The organism is Ensifer sp. 38_S197 (assembly GCF_056924495.1).
Window position 1 is genome coordinate 1,287,571 of the sequence record NZ_JBXOVZ010000002.1, and the last position, 16,294, is coordinate 1,303,864.

General features: G+C 62.6%; 14 protein-coding genes, 1 tRNA gene and 1 pseudogene. 8 read left to right on the forward strand and 8 right to left on the reverse strand.

Annotated elements, in window-relative coordinates:
• Positions 1 to 103 precede the first annotated feature (103 nt).
• The 3 genes from AC1Z3V_RS19365 to AC1Z3V_RS19375 all read left to right on the forward strand — a co-directional run bounded on the left by AC1Z3V_RS19365 (position 104) and on the right by AC1Z3V_RS19375 (position 2,975).
• Positions 104 to 1,018, forward strand: a complete 915-nt coding sequence (locus AC1Z3V_RS19365) for an EamA family transporter (RefSeq protein WP_483501163.1) — start codon at positions 104 to 106, stop codon at positions 1,016 to 1,018.
• Between the two features lie 56 nt (positions 1,019 to 1,074).
• Positions 1,075 to 2,130: a bifunctional transcriptional activator/DNA repair enzyme AdaA gene (locus tag AC1Z3V_RS19370; RefSeq protein ID WP_483501165.1), complete on the forward strand. Its 1,056-nt coding sequence runs from the start codon at positions 1,075 to 1,077 to the stop codon at positions 2,128 to 2,130.
• A gap of 77 nt (positions 2,131 to 2,207) precedes the next feature.
• Entirely contained in the window at positions 2,208 to 2,975 is a 768-nt protein-coding gene (locus tag AC1Z3V_RS19375) for an isocitrate lyase/PEP mutase family protein (RefSeq protein WP_429811087.1), read from the forward strand.
• 85 nt (positions 2,976 to 3,060) lie between these two features.
• Here the strand turns inward: AC1Z3V_RS19375 and argB are convergent, their stop codons facing one another.
• The gene (gene argB / locus AC1Z3V_RS19380) at positions 3,061 to 3,948 is read right to left on the reverse strand and encodes an acetylglutamate kinase (protein WP_429811089.1); all 888 of its coding nucleotides are present in this window, start codon (positions 3,946 to 3,948) and stop codon (positions 3,061 to 3,063) included.
• A gap of 382 nt (positions 3,949 to 4,330) precedes the next feature.
• Here argB and AC1Z3V_RS19385 point away from each other — a divergent pair, with 382 nt between their 5' ends.
• Together AC1Z3V_RS19385 and msrB are read left to right on the forward strand one after the other, a co-directional pair.
• Positions 4,331 to 5,053: an anti-sigma factor gene (locus AC1Z3V_RS19385; RefSeq protein WP_483501167.1), complete on the forward strand. Its 723-nt coding sequence runs from the start codon at positions 4,331 to 4,333 to the stop codon at positions 5,051 to 5,053.
• A 30-nt stretch (positions 5,054 to 5,083) separates the two neighbouring features.
• Positions 5,084 to 5,584, forward strand: a complete 501-nt coding sequence (gene msrB, locus AC1Z3V_RS19390; RefSeq protein WP_483501169.1) for a peptide-methionine (R)-S-oxide reductase MsrB — start codon at positions 5,084 to 5,086, stop codon at positions 5,582 to 5,584.
• Positions 5,585 to 5,617: 33 nt separating this feature from the next.
• Here the strand turns inward: msrB and AC1Z3V_RS19395 are convergent, their stop codons facing one another.
• The 6 genes from AC1Z3V_RS19395 to rpmH all read right to left on the reverse strand — a co-directional run bounded on the left by AC1Z3V_RS19395 (position 5,618) and on the right by rpmH (position 10,468).
• Positions 5,618 to 6,157 carry a DUF1269 domain-containing protein gene (locus AC1Z3V_RS19395; RefSeq protein WP_429811095.1) on the reverse strand — a complete coding sequence of 180 codons (540 nt, stop codon included), beginning with the start codon at positions 6,155 to 6,157 and terminating at the stop codon, positions 5,618 to 5,620.
• 158 nt (positions 6,158 to 6,315) lie between these two features.
• The gene (gene yihA / locus AC1Z3V_RS19400; RefSeq protein ID WP_429811097.1) at positions 6,316 to 6,969 is read right to left on the reverse strand and encodes a ribosome biogenesis GTP-binding protein YihA/YsxC; all 654 of its coding nucleotides are present in this window, start codon (positions 6,967 to 6,969) and stop codon (positions 6,316 to 6,318) included.
• A 56-nt stretch (positions 6,970 to 7,025) separates the two neighbouring features.
• Positions 7,026 to 7,958, reverse strand: a complete 933-nt coding sequence (locus AC1Z3V_RS19405; RefSeq protein ID WP_483501172.1) for a DMT family transporter — start codon at positions 7,956 to 7,958, stop codon at positions 7,026 to 7,028.
• A gap of 157 nt (positions 7,959 to 8,115) precedes the next feature.
• Positions 8,116 to 9,915 carry a membrane protein insertase YidC gene (gene yidC, locus AC1Z3V_RS19410; RefSeq protein WP_483501174.1) on the reverse strand — a complete coding sequence of 600 codons (1,800 nt, stop codon included), beginning with the start codon at positions 9,913 to 9,915 and terminating at the stop codon, positions 8,116 to 8,118.
• Positions 9,915 to 10,313: a ribonuclease P protein component gene (rnpA, locus tag AC1Z3V_RS19415; protein ID WP_173515399.1), complete on the reverse strand. Its 399-nt coding sequence runs from the start codon at positions 10,311 to 10,313 to the stop codon at positions 9,915 to 9,917. Before rnpA ends, yidC begins: the two co-directional genes overlap by 1 nt.
• Before the next feature lie 20 nt (positions 10,314 to 10,333).
• A complete protein-coding gene (rpmH, locus tag AC1Z3V_RS19420; RefSeq protein WP_077962533.1) occupies positions 10,334 to 10,468 on the reverse strand; it encodes a 50S ribosomal protein L34 in 135 nt (44 codons plus the stop codon).
• Positions 10,469 to 10,863: 395 nt separating this feature from the next.
• On the opposite strand from rpmH, the pseudogene AC1Z3V_RS19425 reads away from it, so the two are divergent.
• From AC1Z3V_RS19425 to AC1Z3V_RS19435, 3 genes and pseudogenes are all read left to right on the forward strand, one after another.
• Positions 10,864 to 12,866 (forward strand): annotated as a pseudogene (locus AC1Z3V_RS19425) (methyl-accepting chemotaxis protein).
• A 455-nt stretch (positions 12,867 to 13,321) separates the two neighbouring features.
• Entirely contained in the window at positions 13,322 to 14,803 is a 1,482-nt protein-coding gene (locus AC1Z3V_RS19430) for an ATP-binding protein (RefSeq protein WP_483501175.1), read from the forward strand.
• A 228-nt stretch (positions 14,804 to 15,031) separates the two neighbouring features.
• Positions 15,032 to 15,108: transfer RNA gene (locus AC1Z3V_RS19435), tRNA-Arg, on the forward strand.
• Positions 15,109 to 15,851: 743 nt separating this feature from the next.
• Here AC1Z3V_RS19435 and AC1Z3V_RS19440 read toward each other — a convergent pair.
• Positions 15,852 to 16,283 (reverse strand): DUF1810 domain-containing protein, encoded by a 432-nt coding sequence (locus AC1Z3V_RS19440; RefSeq protein ID WP_483501177.1) that lies wholly within the window; start codon positions 16,281 to 16,283, stop codon positions 15,852 to 15,854.
• Positions 16,284 to 16,294 lie beyond the last annotated feature (11 nt).

The following is a 16,294-nucleotide window of genomic DNA, read 5'->3' on the forward strand; positions in this document are numbered from 1 at the left end:
CCGATCTTCCTTGCAACAGTGAAGTGATCCAACGCTCTGAAATTGCGCAATTTCAGGCGAACGACCGTTTCACGCTCTTCCTGAATTGCTCTCGCTCGCAGCCATGGAAACCTGGGTCCTCATCACCGTCGCCGCGGCATTCCTTCAGAATGTCCGCTCCGCAATGCAGAAACATCTGAAAGGCGTCATGGGGACGACGGGCGCGACCTTCGTTCGCTTTGGCTTCGGCCTGCCTTTCGCCTTCCTCTATCTGTTTCTGCTCTGGCAGGTGGCGGGTCGCCAGCTGCCGGTACCGAACGGCACCTTCTTCCTCTGGGCCGTCATCGGCGGGCTGGCGCAGATCGCTGCGACCTTCCTGCTCGTCCACCTCTTCTCCTTCCGCAACTTCGCCGTCGGCACCGCCTATTCCCGTACGGAGCCGGCGCAGGCGGCGTTGTTTGGCCTCATCTTCCTCGGGGAAAGGGCAAGCCAGGGGACCCTGGTGGCGATCGCCATCTCGGTCGTCGGCGTGATGCTGATCTCGGTGGCGCGCACGACCCTGAGTCCGCGCACGCTGGTAACCTCGGTATTCTCCCGTACGGCAGGCATCGGTCTGCTCTCGGGCACGTTCTTCGGCCTTTCGGCCGTTTCCTATCGTTCGGCCTCACTGGCGCTCGCGCCGAGCCTGCCGGCGCCCGACTATATTATGCAGGCGAGCTATACGCTCGGTTTCGTCATCCTGCTGCAGACCGTGCTCATGCTGATCTGGATCGTGTTTCGCGAGCGTGACGAGCTGCCGCGCATCGCCGCCGGCTGGAAACCGGCCGTCGTCGTCGGCTTCGTCGGTGCCTCCGCCTCCTTCGGCTGGTTCATGGCGATGACGCTGCAGCAGGCGGCCGTCGTCAAGGTCGTGGCTCAGGTGGAAATGCTCTTCACCTTCGCCTCGTCCTTCTTCATCTTCCGCGAGTGGATTAACCGGCTCGAACTTTTCGGCTGCCTGTTGATCGTGCTCGGCGTCGTGATGCTGGTGCTGATCTGAAAATAGGCGCCCGAAAACCGGCGCCCCCGTGGATGCAGGCATGGTAGAACGGCGGCATGTTGTTCGATCTTCCCTCCGACGAAACGCTTTACGACGCCCTGATTGCGCGAAGCACCGAATACGAAGGCGCCGCCTTCGTTTGCGTCAAGACGACAGGCGTCTTCTGCCGCCTGTCCTGCCCCGCCCGCAAGCCGAAGCGTGAGAACACGATCTTCGTGGGCTCCATCGGGACCTGTCTGGAGACAGGCTTCCGTCCGTGCCAGCGTTGCCGGCCGCTCGCCACCTACGGCGCCAAGGATCCGCTCGTCGAGGACCTGCTGCAGGCGCTGGAGGCGGCACCGGAGCGCCGCTGGAGCGAGGATGATCTCGTTCGCCGCGGACTTGATCCGTCGACCGTCCGGCGCGCTTTCAAGCGCAATCTCGGCATCACCTTCCTCGACCTCGCGCGCCATCGCCGCCTGGGGCTCGCCGCCCGCCAGCTCGCAGACGGCGGAAGGGTGATCGATGCCCAGCTTGAAGCCGGTTACGAATTGCCGAGCGGCTTTCGCGCCGCATTCCAGAACCTGCTCGGTGACGCACCGGCGGCGGCGCAGGGAAGAGCCTTGCTCTTCTCCGACTGGATCGAAACGCCGCTTGGGCCCATGGTAGCCGTCGCCGATGCCACGCATCTGCATTTGCTCGAGTTTCACGATCGCAAGGCGCTGCCAACGGAACTGGAGAAACTGAAAAAAGGCACACGTTCGGCCATCGTGCCTGGCAGGACAGCGCCGATCGACCAGATCGAAAGCGAATTGAAAGCCTATTTCTCTGGCCAGGCATGTGCTTTCGAAACGCCGCTTGCGCCCGGCGGCACCACCTTCGAGCGCAACGTTTGGGCGCAGCTCGCAAAAATTCCCGCCGGTGAAACGCGATCCTATGGTGACATTGCTCGCGAGGTCGATACGATCCGGGCCGTTCGTGCCGTGGCCAAGGCCAACGGTTCCAACCGGATCGCCATTGTCATCCCCTGCCACCGCTGCATCGGTTCGGACGGTTCACTGACGGGGTATGGCGGCGGGCTCTGGCGGAAGCAATGGCTGCTCCGGCACGAAGGCAAGACTCTCATTCAGTGAAACGGCGCAATTCCGGGCGGAAGGCGGCTGTCACCGTTCCGGGAATACGCGCTCATGGGATTCGTGGAGGAAATACGATGAACCAGAAGGAAAAGGCGGTCGCCTTTGCTGCCTTGCACCGGAAGGGCGATCCGGTGGTGCTCTACAACATCTGGGACGCCGGCAGCGCCAAGGCCGTGGCCGAAGCCGGCGCCAAGGCGCTTGCGACCGGGAGTTGGTCGGTGGCGGCGGCCCATGGGTTCGGCGATGGCGAGAAGGTGCCGATGGCGTGGCTCGCCGACGTGGCCCGGCTGATCGTCGCCTCCACGGAACTGCCCGTCACGGTCGACTTCGAGGGTGCCTATTCCGACGATCCGGCGACCGGTGCGGCCAACGTTTCCCGCATCCTCGATGTGGGTGCCATCGGCATCAACTTCGAGGATCAGATCGTCGGCAAGGGCGGCGTGCATCCGATCGAAAAGCAGACGGCGCGCATCCGCGCCATCCGCGAGATGGCTGACTGGCGGGGCATCCCGCTGTTCATCAATGCCCGCACTGACCTGTTCCTGCAGGAAGGCGACGAGACGCGGCATGCCGGCCTCGTCGACGAGGCGATCGTGCGCGGCAAGGCCTATGCCGAGGCCGGCGCCAACGGCTTCTTCGTGCCGTGGCTGGTCGATGAAGCGTTGATCGCCAAGGTCTGCGCCGCCTCCAGCCTGCCGGTCAACATCATGATGCGGCCGGCCGCCCCCGATCTGAAGGCGCTCGCCCGCGCCGGCGTCGCGCGCATCAGCTATGGCCCCGGCCCCTACCGGGCGATGATGGAAAAGCTGAAGGCAGCGGCGACGGAGGTCTACAAGGGCTGATCGGATATCGCCCTTCAAAAGGAAAGCGGGAGAAGGCATCGAGCCTCTCCCGCTTCTTTGTCTGCTACCAGGTCGTTTAAGCGGCTCAGGGAACGATCAGCGTGCCGGCGCCGCGTTCGGTGAAGATTTCGAGCAGAACCGAGTGGGCCGTCTTGCCGTTGAGGATGACGACGCCCTGGACGCCCGCCTTGATCGCGTCGATGCAGGTCTCGACCTTCGGGATCATGCCGCCGGAGATCGTGCCGTCGGCGATCAGCGCGTGCGCCTGGGAAACCGAGAGCTCCTTGATCAGGTTGCCCTGCTTGTCGAGAACGCCCGGAACGTCCGTCAGGAACAGAAGGCGCGTGGCGTTCAGCGCACCGGCGATGGCGCCCGCGAAGGTGTCGGCATTGATGTTGTAGGTGTGGCCGTCGCGGCCCGGTGCCACCGGCGCGATGACCGGGATCATTTCCGAGCGGGCGAGCAGGTCGATCAGCGTGCGGTCGACTTCGACCACTTCGCCGACGAAGCCGAGATCGAGCACGCGCTCGATGTTGGAGTCCGGGTCCTTGATGGTCTTGCGGGCCTTTTCGGCGAAGACCATGTTGCCATCCTTGCCGCAAAGGCCGATCGCCCATTCGCCCGTCTGGTTGATGAGCGCGACGATCTCCTTGTTGATCGAGCCGGCAAGCACCATCTCGACGATCTCGACCGTCTTCTCGTCGGTGACGCGCAGACCGCCTTCGAACTTCGATTCGATACCCATCTTCGTCAGCATTGCGCCGATCTGCGGGCCGCCGCCGTGCACGACGATCGGGTTGACGCCTGACTGCTTCAAGAGTGCGATGTCGCTGGCAAAGGCGCGGCCGAGTTCGGTGTTGCCCATGGCGTGGCCGCCATATTTGACGACGATCGTCTTGTTTTCGTAGCGCTGCATATAAGGCAGGGCCTGGGTGAGCAGGCGTGCCTGGATTTCACTTTCATTGGCGGACATGGCGGACCCTCGAAATATACCGGCTGCTGTTTAGCGCAAGTTCCGGACCGATGGAATGATCGGCGGGCAAGATAAAACCGGAATGACAAGGCTGGTACGCGCCGCATCGTGCCCTACCTTGTCGACAGGTGCAAACCAGCAGGGAACGCGATTGACGAAGTCCGCAATTTGGCTGATCCTGCTGCGGATCCGGAAAAATCGGCGGTTTTCGAGCGCACGGGGCAGGCGGATGGGCGCCTGCAGGGAGGAGCTTGAAGGACTGCAAGCACTGTGCGGCGAAAGTCCTGCTTACCGGGAGGTGGAGGAGGTTTCACAACGCGCTGGACACGATGCGGTCTTGGTTGAGGCGTAGCCTCATGAAGGTACGAGAGCGTAGGGAGCGATGACTGCACCAACCCCAGAGGGCCGGGATTTCCGCCGCGACGAAGTGATCGCGGGGGAATATGTGCTCGGCGTCCTGTCTGCCGACGATCGTCGCAAGGTCGAGGCCCGCCTTGCCTCCGATCGCAATTTTGCCGCCATGGTCGACCGGTGGCAGAGCAATCTTTCTTCCTTCGACGAAGCCTACGAAGCGCTTGCGCCGCCTCCCAGAATGCTTTCGGCCAGCGAGCGGCGGTTTCTCGAACAGTCGAGACCAGCACTGGCGGGGCAGCACCGGGGACTCTGGAGTTCGCTGGCGCTGTGGCGCAACCTCGCGCTGGCTTCGCTTGCGGCGCTCGCGATGATGGCTGCTTCCATGGCCGGCCTCTTCGAGGCGCCGACGACCAAAGCGTCGCTGGTGGCCGAATTGTCAGGCAAGGGCAATGCCATCGACCTCGTCGCCCGCTTCGACCGGGTCACGGGGCATCTGAAATTGACGCCGATTGCCGCGATGCAGCCTGAGCAGAAATCCCTCGAACTCTGGCTTGTCAACGGCAACAATCCTGCGATCTCGCTTGGCGTTCTGCCGCAGACGGGCGAGGGCGAGATCGCCGTTCCGTCCCTGTATCAGGAAAGAATGTCCGCCGGGTCGGTCTTCGCCGTCAGCGTCGAGAGCCCGGGAGGGTCGCCGACCGGATCGCCGACGGGGCCGTTTATCGCTGTCGGCAAGGCGCGAAAGTTCTGACCGCGAGCAGGGGGACCGAAGGGAGGTTCCATGATCAGTCGGCGCGTGCTCTTGATGGCAGGTACCGTGCTTACCGCGGCGGCGGCGAGCCGTGGCTTCGCGCCCTTTGCCTCGGCGGGTGCGGCGCAGGCCTTCGAGATCGCCAAGACCGATGACGAATGGCGGGCGATCCTGACGGACGACCAGTACCGGATCCTGCGGCAAGAGGATACGGAGCGCCCCTTCACCAGCGCGCTCAACCACGAGAAGCGCAAGGGCATCTTCCAATGTGCCGGCTGTGCGCTTCCACTTTATTCTTCCGAGGCGAAGTATGACAGCGGCACCGGTTGGCCAAGCTTCTGGCAATCACTGCCCGCTGCCGTGGCAACGCGAACGGACACATCCCTGTTCATGACCCGCACGGAGTGCCATTGCCGCCGCTGCGGCGGGCACCTTGGCCATATATTCGATGACGGCCCGCCGCCGACCGGCAAGCGCCATTGCATCAACGGCCTGGCGCTTGCCTTCGTACCGGCGGTCAAATCCAGCTAAGCACTCCTGCTGGTGGAGCGTAGCGTCGGACGTTCAGAACGACCCGGCCGGCGGCGAGGACGCGGCCGCGCCGGAAAGCGCAGCCTGCAGCTTCTGCTCCTGTTCCGGCGAAAGCGACGTCTTCAGGACACGGCCGCGCAGGTCCGGGAATTCGGCGAGCACCTTCTCGGGCTGGACCTTGCGCACGAGGATGAACAGTGCCGAGGAATTGTTTGGGATGGTGTTGCCGAGCGATTTGATGAACTCGTCGTCGATGCCGTAGTCTGTCAGCGATCCGGAAAGGGCGCCGGCGCCGGCGCCGAGCGCGCCGCCGATCGCAAAGCCCGCCAGCGGATTGAGGAACAGAAGACCGACGAGCCCGCCCCAGATCGAACCGGAAAGCAGTCCGGACGTTGCGCCGACTGCTGTCAGGTTCAGGCTCTGCTTGAGATGAACCTTGCCTTCCGTGTCGCGCACGACGACGACCGCGTCTTCGAGGTCGATCAGGTATTCCTTCTTCAGCCCGGCGAGCCGGACCAGAACCCTGTCGGCTTCCTCAGGGGAATCGAATCCGACAACAATCAATTCGGACATGTGTCTCTCCTATCTCTGGCCGCGCCACCGATCCGGACGCAACGCAGAGATAGAGCGTATTGCATGTCGGGGTAGTGACAGAGATCAAAGACTTTGAGTTGATTGACCTCTGCGCAGCGCGCACGTCACGGTGCGCTTCGAACGTTTATGGGATCACCTTAGCGAGCGATCGCCGTGCCGATCGCGGCGCGCAGCTCGTCGATGCCCTGGCCCTTCTCAGAAGAGGTTGAAAGTACCTCGGGGAAGGCGGCGGGGCGCTTCTTGATCTTGTCGAGCGTTTCGGCGATCAGCCGCGGCACGCCGGCGGCCTTGATCTTGTCGGTCTTGGTGAGCACGATCTGGTAGGAGACGGCCGCCTTGTCGAGCAGGCCGAGGACCTCCTCGTCGTTCTTCTTGATGCCGTGGCGGGCATCGATCAGCACATAGACGCGCTTCAGCGTCGAGCGGCCGCGCAGATAGTCGAACACCAGCTTCGTCCAGGCGTCGACCTGTTCCTTCGGCGCCTGGGCATAGCCGTAGCCGGGCATGTCGACGAGCGCCATTGGCGGCAGATCGTCGGCCTCGCCCGAAAATCCGTCCGGCACGAAGTAGTTGAGCTCTTGCGTGCGGCCCGGCGTATTCGAAGTTCTCGCCAGTCCCTTGTGGCCGACCAGGGCATTGATCAGCGACGACTTGCCGACGTTCGAGCGACCGGCAAAGGCGATTTCCACCGGACCTTCCGGCGGCAGGAATTTCATGGCGGGCACGCCGCGAATGAAAATCCACGGCCGGCCGAACAGCGGCTTGTCGTCTTTGGTTCTGGTTTCGGCCATCGGCGGTCGGTCCTTCATCGAGAAAGCTCATGGCTTCCCGGTTTTGGCCGTGGATGTCAAGGCGTCGGCGTGCGGACCGGCCGTGTGGGGATGGTTTGCGTCCGCCGGAACTCGTTGAAGAGATAGGCGAGCAGCGCCAGGAAGATGAAGGTGCCGCCGATGATCGTCCGGCCGCTCGGCACTTCGCCGTGAATGATCGCAACCCAGACCGGGCCGAGCACGGTCTCGGCGGTGCCGAGGAGGGCGGCGAGCGCCGAAGGCACCAGCCGGGCCCCGGTGACGAAGAGCGCCATGCCAAGCCCGAGGTTGAAGGCGCCGAAGACGAAGAGGAGAGCGAGTTCGCTCGAGGTCACTGCAAGCCCGGATGACTGGCTTGCCGCAATGGCGCTGGCGGCGAAGCAGCCGAAGCAGGTGGCCGGCGTCATCCGCACGTGTGGATAGCGGCGCGTGATGACGGTTGCCAGCGCGAAGACCACGGGGATCAGCAGCGCCAGTGCATCGCCGATCGGCGACACGCTGCCCGTCAGGCTCTCCGACACCATGATCGCGACGCCGACGATGACGGCGGTAATCGCGCCCCAGGTGAAACGCGAGACCCGTTCGCGAAACAGCACCCAGCTCATTAGCGCCGCAAACAGCGGCACGCCGGCGCCGAGCAGCACCACATTGGCGATGGTCGTATAGGAAATGGCGATGATGAAGGAGGTCGAGGCAATGGTGAAGCAGAGCCCGACAGCAATCCCCGGCCAGCCCATGCCCTTGAAAAGCGCAAGCGTGCCTCGCGGTCCGTCGCGCACCAGCATGAAGGCGAGCAGGAAGAGGCCGGCAAAGAGGCAACGCCAGAAGACGATCGTCCAGCTATCGGGGATCTCCAGGAACCGGGCGATCGCCCCTCCGAAGCTCCAGAAGAAAGCGGAGCCGAAGACGAGCACGGCGCCAAGCTTCTCGCTGGCGGCGAACGGAACGGAGGTGGCCGACGGGTCGGTCATGGCAAATTGTCCTGGAGCGAGGCGCAGTGATTTCGATAGCGCCTGATGCCTGCCCTGCGCGCCCGCGTCAACGCCATAACGTGTCGCGCGATGGCGTCAAAACGAAAGAGCCCCGGACCTTGGGTCCGGGGCTCTGGGATTGTCGTGCCGGCCGGCGTCATTCCGCCGGCTTGGGTTTCTTCGCGAACAGGCTCTTCAGGTTGTCCAGGAGCTCGATCTTCACGCCCTGGCGCTTCATGATGATCGACTGCTGGAGCACCGAAAGGGTGTTGTTCCAGGCCCAGTAGATCACCAGGCCGGCCGGGAAGGATGCCAGCATGAAAGTGAAGACCACGGGCATCCAGGTGAACAGCATTGCCTGGGTCGGGTCCGGAGGCGTCGGGTTCATGCGCATCTGCACGAACATGGTGATGCCCATGATGATCGGCCAGACGCCGAGATGCAGGAAGGTTGGACCGTCGAAGGGCAGCAGGCCGAAGAGATTGACGATCGTCGTCGGATCCGGCGCCGAGAGGTCGTGGATCCAGCCGAAGAACGGCGCATGGCGCATCTCGATGGTGATGTAGATCACCTTGTAGAGCGCGAAGAACACCGGGATCTGGATGAGGATCGGCCAGCAGCCCGCCAGCGGATTGATCTTCTCTTCCTTGTAGAGCTGCATCATCGCCTGCTGCAGGCCCATGCGGTCGTCGCCGAACTTCTTCTTCAGTTCTTCCATCTTCGGCTGAACCTTCTTCATGTTCGCCATCGATGCGTATTGCTTGTTGGCGAGCGGGAAGAAGAGACCCTTGACGACGATCGTGGTGATCAGGATCGCGATGCCGAAGTTGCCGAACAGACGGAAGAAGAAATCCATCATTTTGAACATCGGCTTGGTGATGAAGTAGAACCAGCCCCAGTCGATCAGCTTGTCGAAATTGGGGATCGAGTAGGCCACTTCGTAATTGTCGACGACGGGAACTTCCTTGGCACCCGCGAAGACGAGGTTCTTGACCTCGGACGTCTGGCCGGGAGCCACGGTGACGGCGTCGCTCTTGTAGTCGCTCTGGTAGCGGGCGCGGCCGTCGGTGAAGTGCGTGAAGCGGGTGTCGTAAGGGGTCGCCTGCGGCGGCACGATCGCTGCCGCCCAGTACTTGTCGGTGATGCCGAGCCAGCCGCCGGTCGCCTTGCCCGGTTCGACGGACTTCTGGTCCTCGATCTTGCCGTACTTCAGTTCCTGCAGGCCGTGTTCGCCGAGGACACCGATGAAGCCTTCATGCAGCACGTAGACGCTCGGCGTCGTCGGCTTGTTGAAGCGCGTCACGCGGCCATAGGATGACAGCGCGAGCGACTCGGCCGTGCCGTTCTTGATGCTGTCGACCACCTGGAACATGTAGTGGTCGTCGACCGAGATCGTGCGGGTGAAGGTGACGCCCTTCTCGTTGGTGAAGGTCAGCGTCACCGGGTTCGCAGCGGTCAGCTTTTCGCCGCCGGAAAGCGTCCAGACGGTCTGCGGGCCCGGCACGCTGCCGGTCGCATCACTGCCGACATAACCGAGTTCGGCAAAGTAGCCGTCGGTCGTCTCGGCGGGGCTGAAGAGCGTGATGACCGGGCTCTTCGGATCGACCGTCTCACGGTATTCCTTGAGCTTGAGGTCGTCGAAACGGGCACCGGTCAGGTTGATGGAGCCGGAAAGGGCCGGTGTGTCGATCGCAACGCGCGCCGATTTGGCAATGGCCTGGTCGCGGTTCTCACCAGCGCCGGGAATTGCACCGCTGCCCGGGAGAGCCTGGCCTGAAGGCTGCTGCGTCGGGGTCGCCGACTGCTGCTGCGACTGCGACTGCGCCTGTTGCGCTCGCAGGGCTTCCGCAGCGATGCGTTCCTTTTCCATCTTCGGATTGACGTAAAGGAACTGCCAGGCAATGAGGATCAGCACGGACAGGCCGATCGCCACGAAATAGTTGCGGTTTTTTTCCATCATGGTTTCCTGGAACCGGCCGGCGGCCGCTTCTGTTTCGGCTTGTTTTCGATGCGCTCGCGAAGCCCCCGGGTCAAGGCGTCGAAGGGGGCGTTCAGGAGATCGCGTCGGGCGACAATCACATAGTCGTGTCCGGGTTTCATTGCAAACCCGGCGGAAAGCCGCACCGCCTCTTTCAGGCGCCGGCGCATCCGGTTTCGCTCGACGGCATTGCCGTGTTTCTTGGTAACGGTGAAGCCGACGCGGGCCTCACCTTCCGGATCGTTGCGGTCGAGCACTTCGAGGAGAAACAGCGGGCCTCTACGGCTTTCTCCAGCCCGAACGGCCAAAAACTGCGGACGGCTTTTCAGCCGCCCGACAGTCGTTTTGTCTTTATCTGACGTCATGTGCCCGGACACTGGTTTCGGGCAGTTTCGGCTTAAGCCGAAAGACGCTTGCGGCCACGAGCCCGGCGGGCTGCGAGGACCTTCTGGCCACCCTTGGTAGCCATACGCGAACGGAAGCCGTGGCGACGCTTGCGGACAAGCTTGGACGGTTGGTAGGTACGCTTCATTTATTTAATACCGCGGTGTGCGGCCCTTCTTGGGTTTGCGTGTAGCAAGGAGCGTTTACGTTACCGGGCACGGCTCCGCCTTCTCGGGCAGGAGGGCTTGACCGGACGTGCGCGGCTTATAAGAGGAAAATTCCCGGAAAGTCAATTGCAGCCGGCGATTCAGTGGCAGCGGCATCGCAAAAGTGACGGATCCCTGGCAAGCGGTGCCTGACAGGTGCGCAAAAAGGTGGGCAACTAGCCGAGATTGGTAAACAGAACTCTAATCGGCGCTCCCCAGAATGCCGGTTGGCGGCGATGACCTTTATTAACCACGGCTATTTTAGGGTCTCCCCGGTGCAATGGGGTGGCGAGATGTCCGATAAACGGACAGTTCTCGCGGCCTCGTGGAGGTCGGGATGAAAATACGCGGTAAAATCTATCTGATCGTCGGGATCATGAGCCTGCTGGCCGTTGCTGTGACCGGAATGTCGCTCGTGACGGTCGTCAAGTACAACGAGAAATTCCAGCAATATGAAAATGTCGCTGCGCGCGCTTTCAAGGCGGAACGCTTGAACCGCCTGGTGACCACGGTGGTGATGGAATCGCGCGGCATCTACGCCGCCCCGACTGTCGAAAAGGCGAAGCCCTTTGCCGAGGGCATTCGCACGAATCTCGACAAGATCGACGCGCTGCTTGCCGAATGGCGCCCGCTGATCCCCGCCGACACGCAAGCCTCCTTTGAGACGCTGGTCGATCGCGCCAAGGAGTTCAGGACGTTCCGGGTGGAAACGGCGCGCCTCGGCGAACAGGTTTCGCCCCAGGCTGCCAGCGAGCAGGGCAACAACGATGCCAACCGGGCCAACCGCAAGGCCTTCCAACAGCAGATCGACTCCGCCGCCGATATCAACCTGAAGACACTCGAAGTCGTCACCGCGGAGGTTGCGGCTTTCGAGCGATCGGTGGTCATCGTTATCCTCGCTATCGCAGGCCTCGGCATGCTCGCCGGCCTCGGCGCGGCCTTCTATATCGCAACGAACCACTTGAGCCGCCCGATTCTCGAGCTGACCGGCAGGATGAAGCAGCTCGCTGGCGGCGATCTCACTGTCGACGTGCCCTTCGCGGGCCGCAAGGACGAGATCGGTGAAATGGCCGAGGCCGTTCAGGTGTTCAAGCAGAACGGTCTCGCCGTTCGTGACCTCAACGCGCAGGAAGCGGTGCTGCGTGAAAAGAGCGCCGATCTGCAGTCGAGCATCGGTGTCGTCGTGGCGGCCGCGGCCGCGGCGATTTCACCAAGCGCATCGGCAAGGACTATGAAAACGATGATCTCAACCGGTTCGCCGCGAGCGTCAACGAACTGGTCGGCAGCGTCGATGCCGGCATTGCCGAGACCCGCCGGGTCGTCGCGAGCCTGGCGGCGGGCGACCTGACCCAGAGCATGAACGGCCACTTCCAGGGTGCCTTCGCCGAATTGCAGAAGAACGTCAACGAGACGCTGTCGACCCTGCAGAAGACGCTCCGTGAAGTCCGTGTGACGACCGACACGATCAATGGCAACTCGTCCGAACTGCGCGCTGCCGCCGACGATCTGTCGAAGCGCACCGAGCAGCAGGCAGCGGCGCTCGAGGAAACCTCGGCCGCCCTCGACGAGATCACCGTTGCGGTGAAGAGTTCGACCGAGCGGGCGCAGGAAGCGACCGTCATGGTCAACGAGGCCAAGCATAGCGCGGCGCAGTCTGCCGCCGTCGTGCGCAACGCCGTCGATGCCATGGGCCGTATCGAGCAGGCGTCGAGCGAGATCGGCCAGATCACCAACGTAATCGACGAAATCGCCTTCCAGACCAACCTTCTGGCGCTGAACGCCGGCGTCGAGGCGGCGCGTGCCGGTGATGCCGGCAAGGGCTTTGCCGTCGTCGCCCAGGAAGTGCGCGAGCTGGCGCAGCGCGCGGCAAGTGCGGCCAAGGACATCAAGGCGCTGATCTCGAAGTCCGGCAGCGAAGTGGCGACCGGTGTCCGGCTGGTGCAGGAAACCGGTTCGGCGCTCGGTGAGATCGAAGACCGCGTCCTGAAGATCAACGATCACATCCACTCGATCGCAACTGCGGCACGCGAGCAGTCGACGGGCTTGAGCGAAGTCAGCACCGCGGTCAACCAGATGGACCAGGTGACCCAGCAGAATGCGGCGATGGTGGAGGAGGCGAATGCCGCCACCCACAAGCTCTCCGCCGAGGCCAACAACCTCGCCAACCTGATCGCCTACTTCAAGGTGGACAATACCGCCGCAAGGCCGGTGGTCGTCGCCCGCGAAACCGCCGCTCGCCCGATCGAATCGCCGGCGCGTCGCATGATGGGCAACGTCGCCCGCGCCTTTGGCGGCAGCTCCGCTGCGGCTGTCGCGAAGGACGACTGGCAAGAGTTCTGAGCGGCAACTTGCCTCGTCAGGTGTTCGGAGCCCGCGGTACCGTTATGGTGCCGCGGGCTCGCTGTTTTGGCTGCCCCGAACGCCATAGCCGTTCTACTCTATCGCCACCCATGCCCGCCGTCGCGGCAATGCGCCGGTACCTGACGATGCCACTGTTCCCTGGGTGACTTACACCGATCCGGATTCTGTGCAGCTAGACCTGAGCGAGGCGACAGCGCGCCGAAGATTTCGCGTCGGCGATGCGGGGAGGGAGATGATCGGGATGTGGTGCTTTGCGGCTGCCAACGGCGTGACGCCGAATGATGTCCGCGCCTATGTCGCACCCCGCCCGGCCGCTCCGAGATTGGAAAACGGGCGGCCATCTCCTATTATTGCCCCTGGCGCGAAGCCCCTTGGCTCGGGCACTTGTGCGGGTCGCGGGCGTTTTTGTTGACGGGCAGGGAAGTCTGTAAGGCATGGCGGAAGAGACGCGTCCGGTAACGGCAAGCGAGTCACTGAAGACGAGTGCGGGGTTCTTCCGGGGCCTTTCCGGAAAGCTGCTCCTGCTGACCATCGTCTTCGTCATGCTGGCGGAGGTGCTGATCTTCGCGCCGTCCGTCGCGACGATGCGCATTCGTTGGCTTGAGGATCGGCTGAACACGGCTGCCGCTGCTGCCGTTGTCGTCGACGGTCTGCAGAACGTCGAGCTGCCACGCAGCGTGCAGAAGGACACGCTGATGGCGACCGGCACGAAGGCGATCGTCATCCGGCGCAAGGACGCGTCGCGCATGATCGCACTGACCGACATGCCTCTCGAGATCAAGGGTGAGTACGACGTCGCCAATTCGACCGCCTTTGGCGCCATCCGCGATGCCTTCGATACCCTGCTCTTCGGCGGTGATCGTGTGATCCGTGTCTATGGGCCGCTTGGCGAGAGCGACGCGACGATCGAGCTTCTGATGAAGGATGCGAGCCTGCGCAAGGCGATGCTCGTCTACTCGCGCAACGTCTTTGTCCTATCGCTCATCATTTCGCTGATCACCGCGGCTCTGATCTTCCTCGCCATCAATCGCATGCTGATCACGCCGATCCGGCGGATGACGGCGAACATGCAGGAATTTTCCAACGATCCGGCCGATCCCGGTCGGGTGCTCGTGCCGCCGGAGGGACGCGACGAACTTGCCGTCGCCGGTCAGCATCTCGCCAGCATGCAGCGTGAACTGCAAAAGACCCTGAAGCAGCAGAAGAGCCTTGCGGAACTTGGCCTTGCGGTGTCGAAGATCAACCACGACATGCGCAACATCCTGTCCTCGGCGCAATTGATTTCCGACCGCCTGGCCGATGTCGACGATCCCGTGGTAAAGCGGTTTGCCCCGACCCTGCTGCGCACCATCGACCGGGCCGTCGGCTATACGCGCGAGGTGCTCTCCTATGGCCGAACGACTGAGGCCGAGCCGCATCGCCGTTTCGTCGCATTGAAACCGCTCGTTTCCGATGTCGCCGAACTGCTGGCGATCGATCCCCAGGCGGGCATCGATTTCCAGATCCAGATGCAGGACGACATCGAGGTGGATGCGGACAGCGAGCAGCTCTTCCGGGTGGTGCACAATATTTGCCGCAACGCCGTGCAGGCTTTGACCAATCACGAACCGGAGGACGGCCGTCCGCGGCTTGTTACCGTTTCCGCCATGCGGGTCGGCAGCGTCGTCACCATTTCGGTTGATGATACCGGCCCCGGAATGCCGCCCAAGGCCCGGGAAAACCTGTTCGCCGCCTTCCGCGGTTCGGCACGCTCCGGCGGCACGGGTCTTGGCCTCGCGATTGCACGCGAGCTCGTGCTCGCCCATGGCGGCACGATCGCGCTTGTCGAAAAGCCGACGCCCGGCACGCTCTTCCGCATCGAACTGCCCGACCGGCCGGTGCCGCTCGACGCCTTCCGCTCGAAATTCCGTCACTAGAAAGAATGAAGCGCAAGGTCTGACGCCCGCGATAATTTTTTCGCGCCTGCTTCCCTTGCGGAATGCCCTGCTTTTCAGGGCGTTGCCGCATCGGTGTTACCGCGACTGTCCACAGCAAGTCGGGCCATCGTCGTAAAAATGAAATTTTTTGCCGAACGGCGCTTGCAATCCCCGAAAGGACCCTTTAGAGAACCGCTCACGCAAGCGGTTCCGCCGCTTCAGGCAAAAGCACCCGTAGCTCAGCTGGATAGAGCACCAGACTACGAATCTGGGGGTCAGGAGTTCGAATCTCTTCGGGTGCGCCATTCTTCTTCTTTTTCTTCTTCCTGGCAGTTTACACCAATCTACGTCCCCTGTGTCGATTTTTGCGCTTCAGGCCGTTGCCTCCCGCCGGTAACTTCGTTTGCGCGCCAGCGCCCCACAGACTGTCGCTGGGCGCTTCGCTGCCGCTTTCTGGCGTGCTGAAAGCAAGCGAATGGCGATAGACGGCCGTCGCGGGCTGCCGAGCGCGGCAATGGTTCCATTGCCGAAATAGGCGAGTGCAAATCCGGAAAGCGCAAAACAACCCCAGCCGACGCGCTGTTTCCGATGATTGCCATCGGTAAGTCGCCGATCGGCCACGATGAAGCTTTGCCGTGCGACGTATTCGTCGCATCGCGGGAGGAGCAATTGTTCAATCCTCCGAAGTGGTTAGGTGACAAACAGTATATATTAGTATAACTTAATTTGCATACGTCGTGGAGGCGTTGAACCCGTCTCGGAGCCTGTGGGGGATGGTGACTCCGGATCAGAAGAAGCGGGAGCGCCTTCACGAACTTTTGACGCCTGTGTCTGAGAATCGGCCCAATGACTTCCTATATTCGGGGAGATACCGCGGCCATGGAAGGAAAGGAGGTGCCGGATGTATCGCTACATGATGAAAGAACTGCTGGTGATCGTCGCTGGCCTCTCGATATGTGCCTTCACCATCCTGTTTTTCCTGGTCAACTCGACACCGAACCTCTGACGGCCGCCAATCGGCGCCGCAGCAGGGCTTGAGCGCCGGATATCAGCGCCATTGCGCCAGGATGTCCAAAGTGCGCCGATCCTTCTCTCCCGCGAAATAATGTTCAAGGGCCTGCTCGAACAGGCTTCCGGCTTCGTCGACCTCGGCGAACAAGGTCATCGATGACCGGAATTTCATGTCGTCGGGGCTTGAGAAGATCTCGTGGGCCGATTTCCCGGCAACCGCATTGACGCGTTCGGTGCATTCCCGAAGCCTCGCGCCGAGTACTGGGTGTGCCAGATAGGCGGACGCTTCTTCGAGACCCGATATCGCGTAGCGCTCGGCCATCGGCGAATGGCCGAGACCTTCAAGTTGCGGGAAGACGAACCACATCCAGTGCGTCCGTTTGCGGCCGTGGGTGAGCTCGTCCAGAACCGCGGCATAGACGCGGTCCTGGGCGTCGATGAACCGTTGCAGATCGAAGGGATCAGTCATGGCTGCGCCTC

Coding starts and splice junctions, on each gene's coding strand:
- AC1Z3V_RS19370 (WP_483501165.1), top strand. CDS start 1,075: ATGTTGTTCGATCTTCCCTCCGACGAAACGCTTTACGACGCCCTGATT.
- argB (WP_429811089.1), bottom strand. CDS start 3,948: ATGTCCGCCAATGAAAGTGAAATCCAGGCACGCCTGCTCACCCAGGCC.
- AC1Z3V_RS19395 (WP_429811095.1), bottom strand. CDS start 6,157: ATGTCCGAATTGATTGTTGTCGGATTCGATTCCCCTGAGGAAGCCGAC.
- AC1Z3V_RS19430 (WP_483501175.1), top strand. CDS start 13,322: ATGGCGGAAGAGACGCGTCCGGTAACGGCAAGCGAGTCACTGAAGACG.
- rpmH (WP_077962533.1), bottom strand. CDS start 10,468: ATGAAGCGTACCTACCAACCGTCCAAGCTTGTCCGCAAGCGTCGCCAC.
- msrB (WP_483501169.1), top strand. CDS start 5,084: ATGATCAGTCGGCGCGTGCTCTTGATGGCAGGTACCGTGCTTACCGCG.
- yidC (WP_483501174.1), bottom strand. CDS start 9,915: ATGGAAAAAAACCGCAACTATTTCGTGGCGATCGGCCTGTCCGTGCTG.
- AC1Z3V_RS19440 (WP_483501177.1), bottom strand. CDS start 16,283: ATGACTGATCCCTTCGATCTGCAACGGTTCATCGACGCCCAGGACCGC.
- AC1Z3V_RS19385 (WP_483501167.1), top strand. CDS start 4,331: ATGACTGCACCAACCCCAGAGGGCCGGGATTTCCGCCGCGACGAAGTG.
- yihA (WP_429811097.1), bottom strand. CDS start 6,969: ATGGCCGAAACCAGAACCAAAGACGACAAGCCGCTGTTCGGCCGGCCG.
- AC1Z3V_RS19375 (WP_429811087.1), top strand. CDS start 2,208: ATGAACCAGAAGGAAAAGGCGGTCGCCTTTGCTGCCTTGCACCGGAAG.
- AC1Z3V_RS19365 (WP_483501163.1), top strand. CDS start 104: ATGGAAACCTGGGTCCTCATCACCGTCGCCGCGGCATTCCTTCAGAAT.
- AC1Z3V_RS19405 (WP_483501172.1), bottom strand. CDS start 7,958: ATGACCGACCCGTCGGCCACCTCCGTTCCGTTCGCCGCCAGCGAGAAG.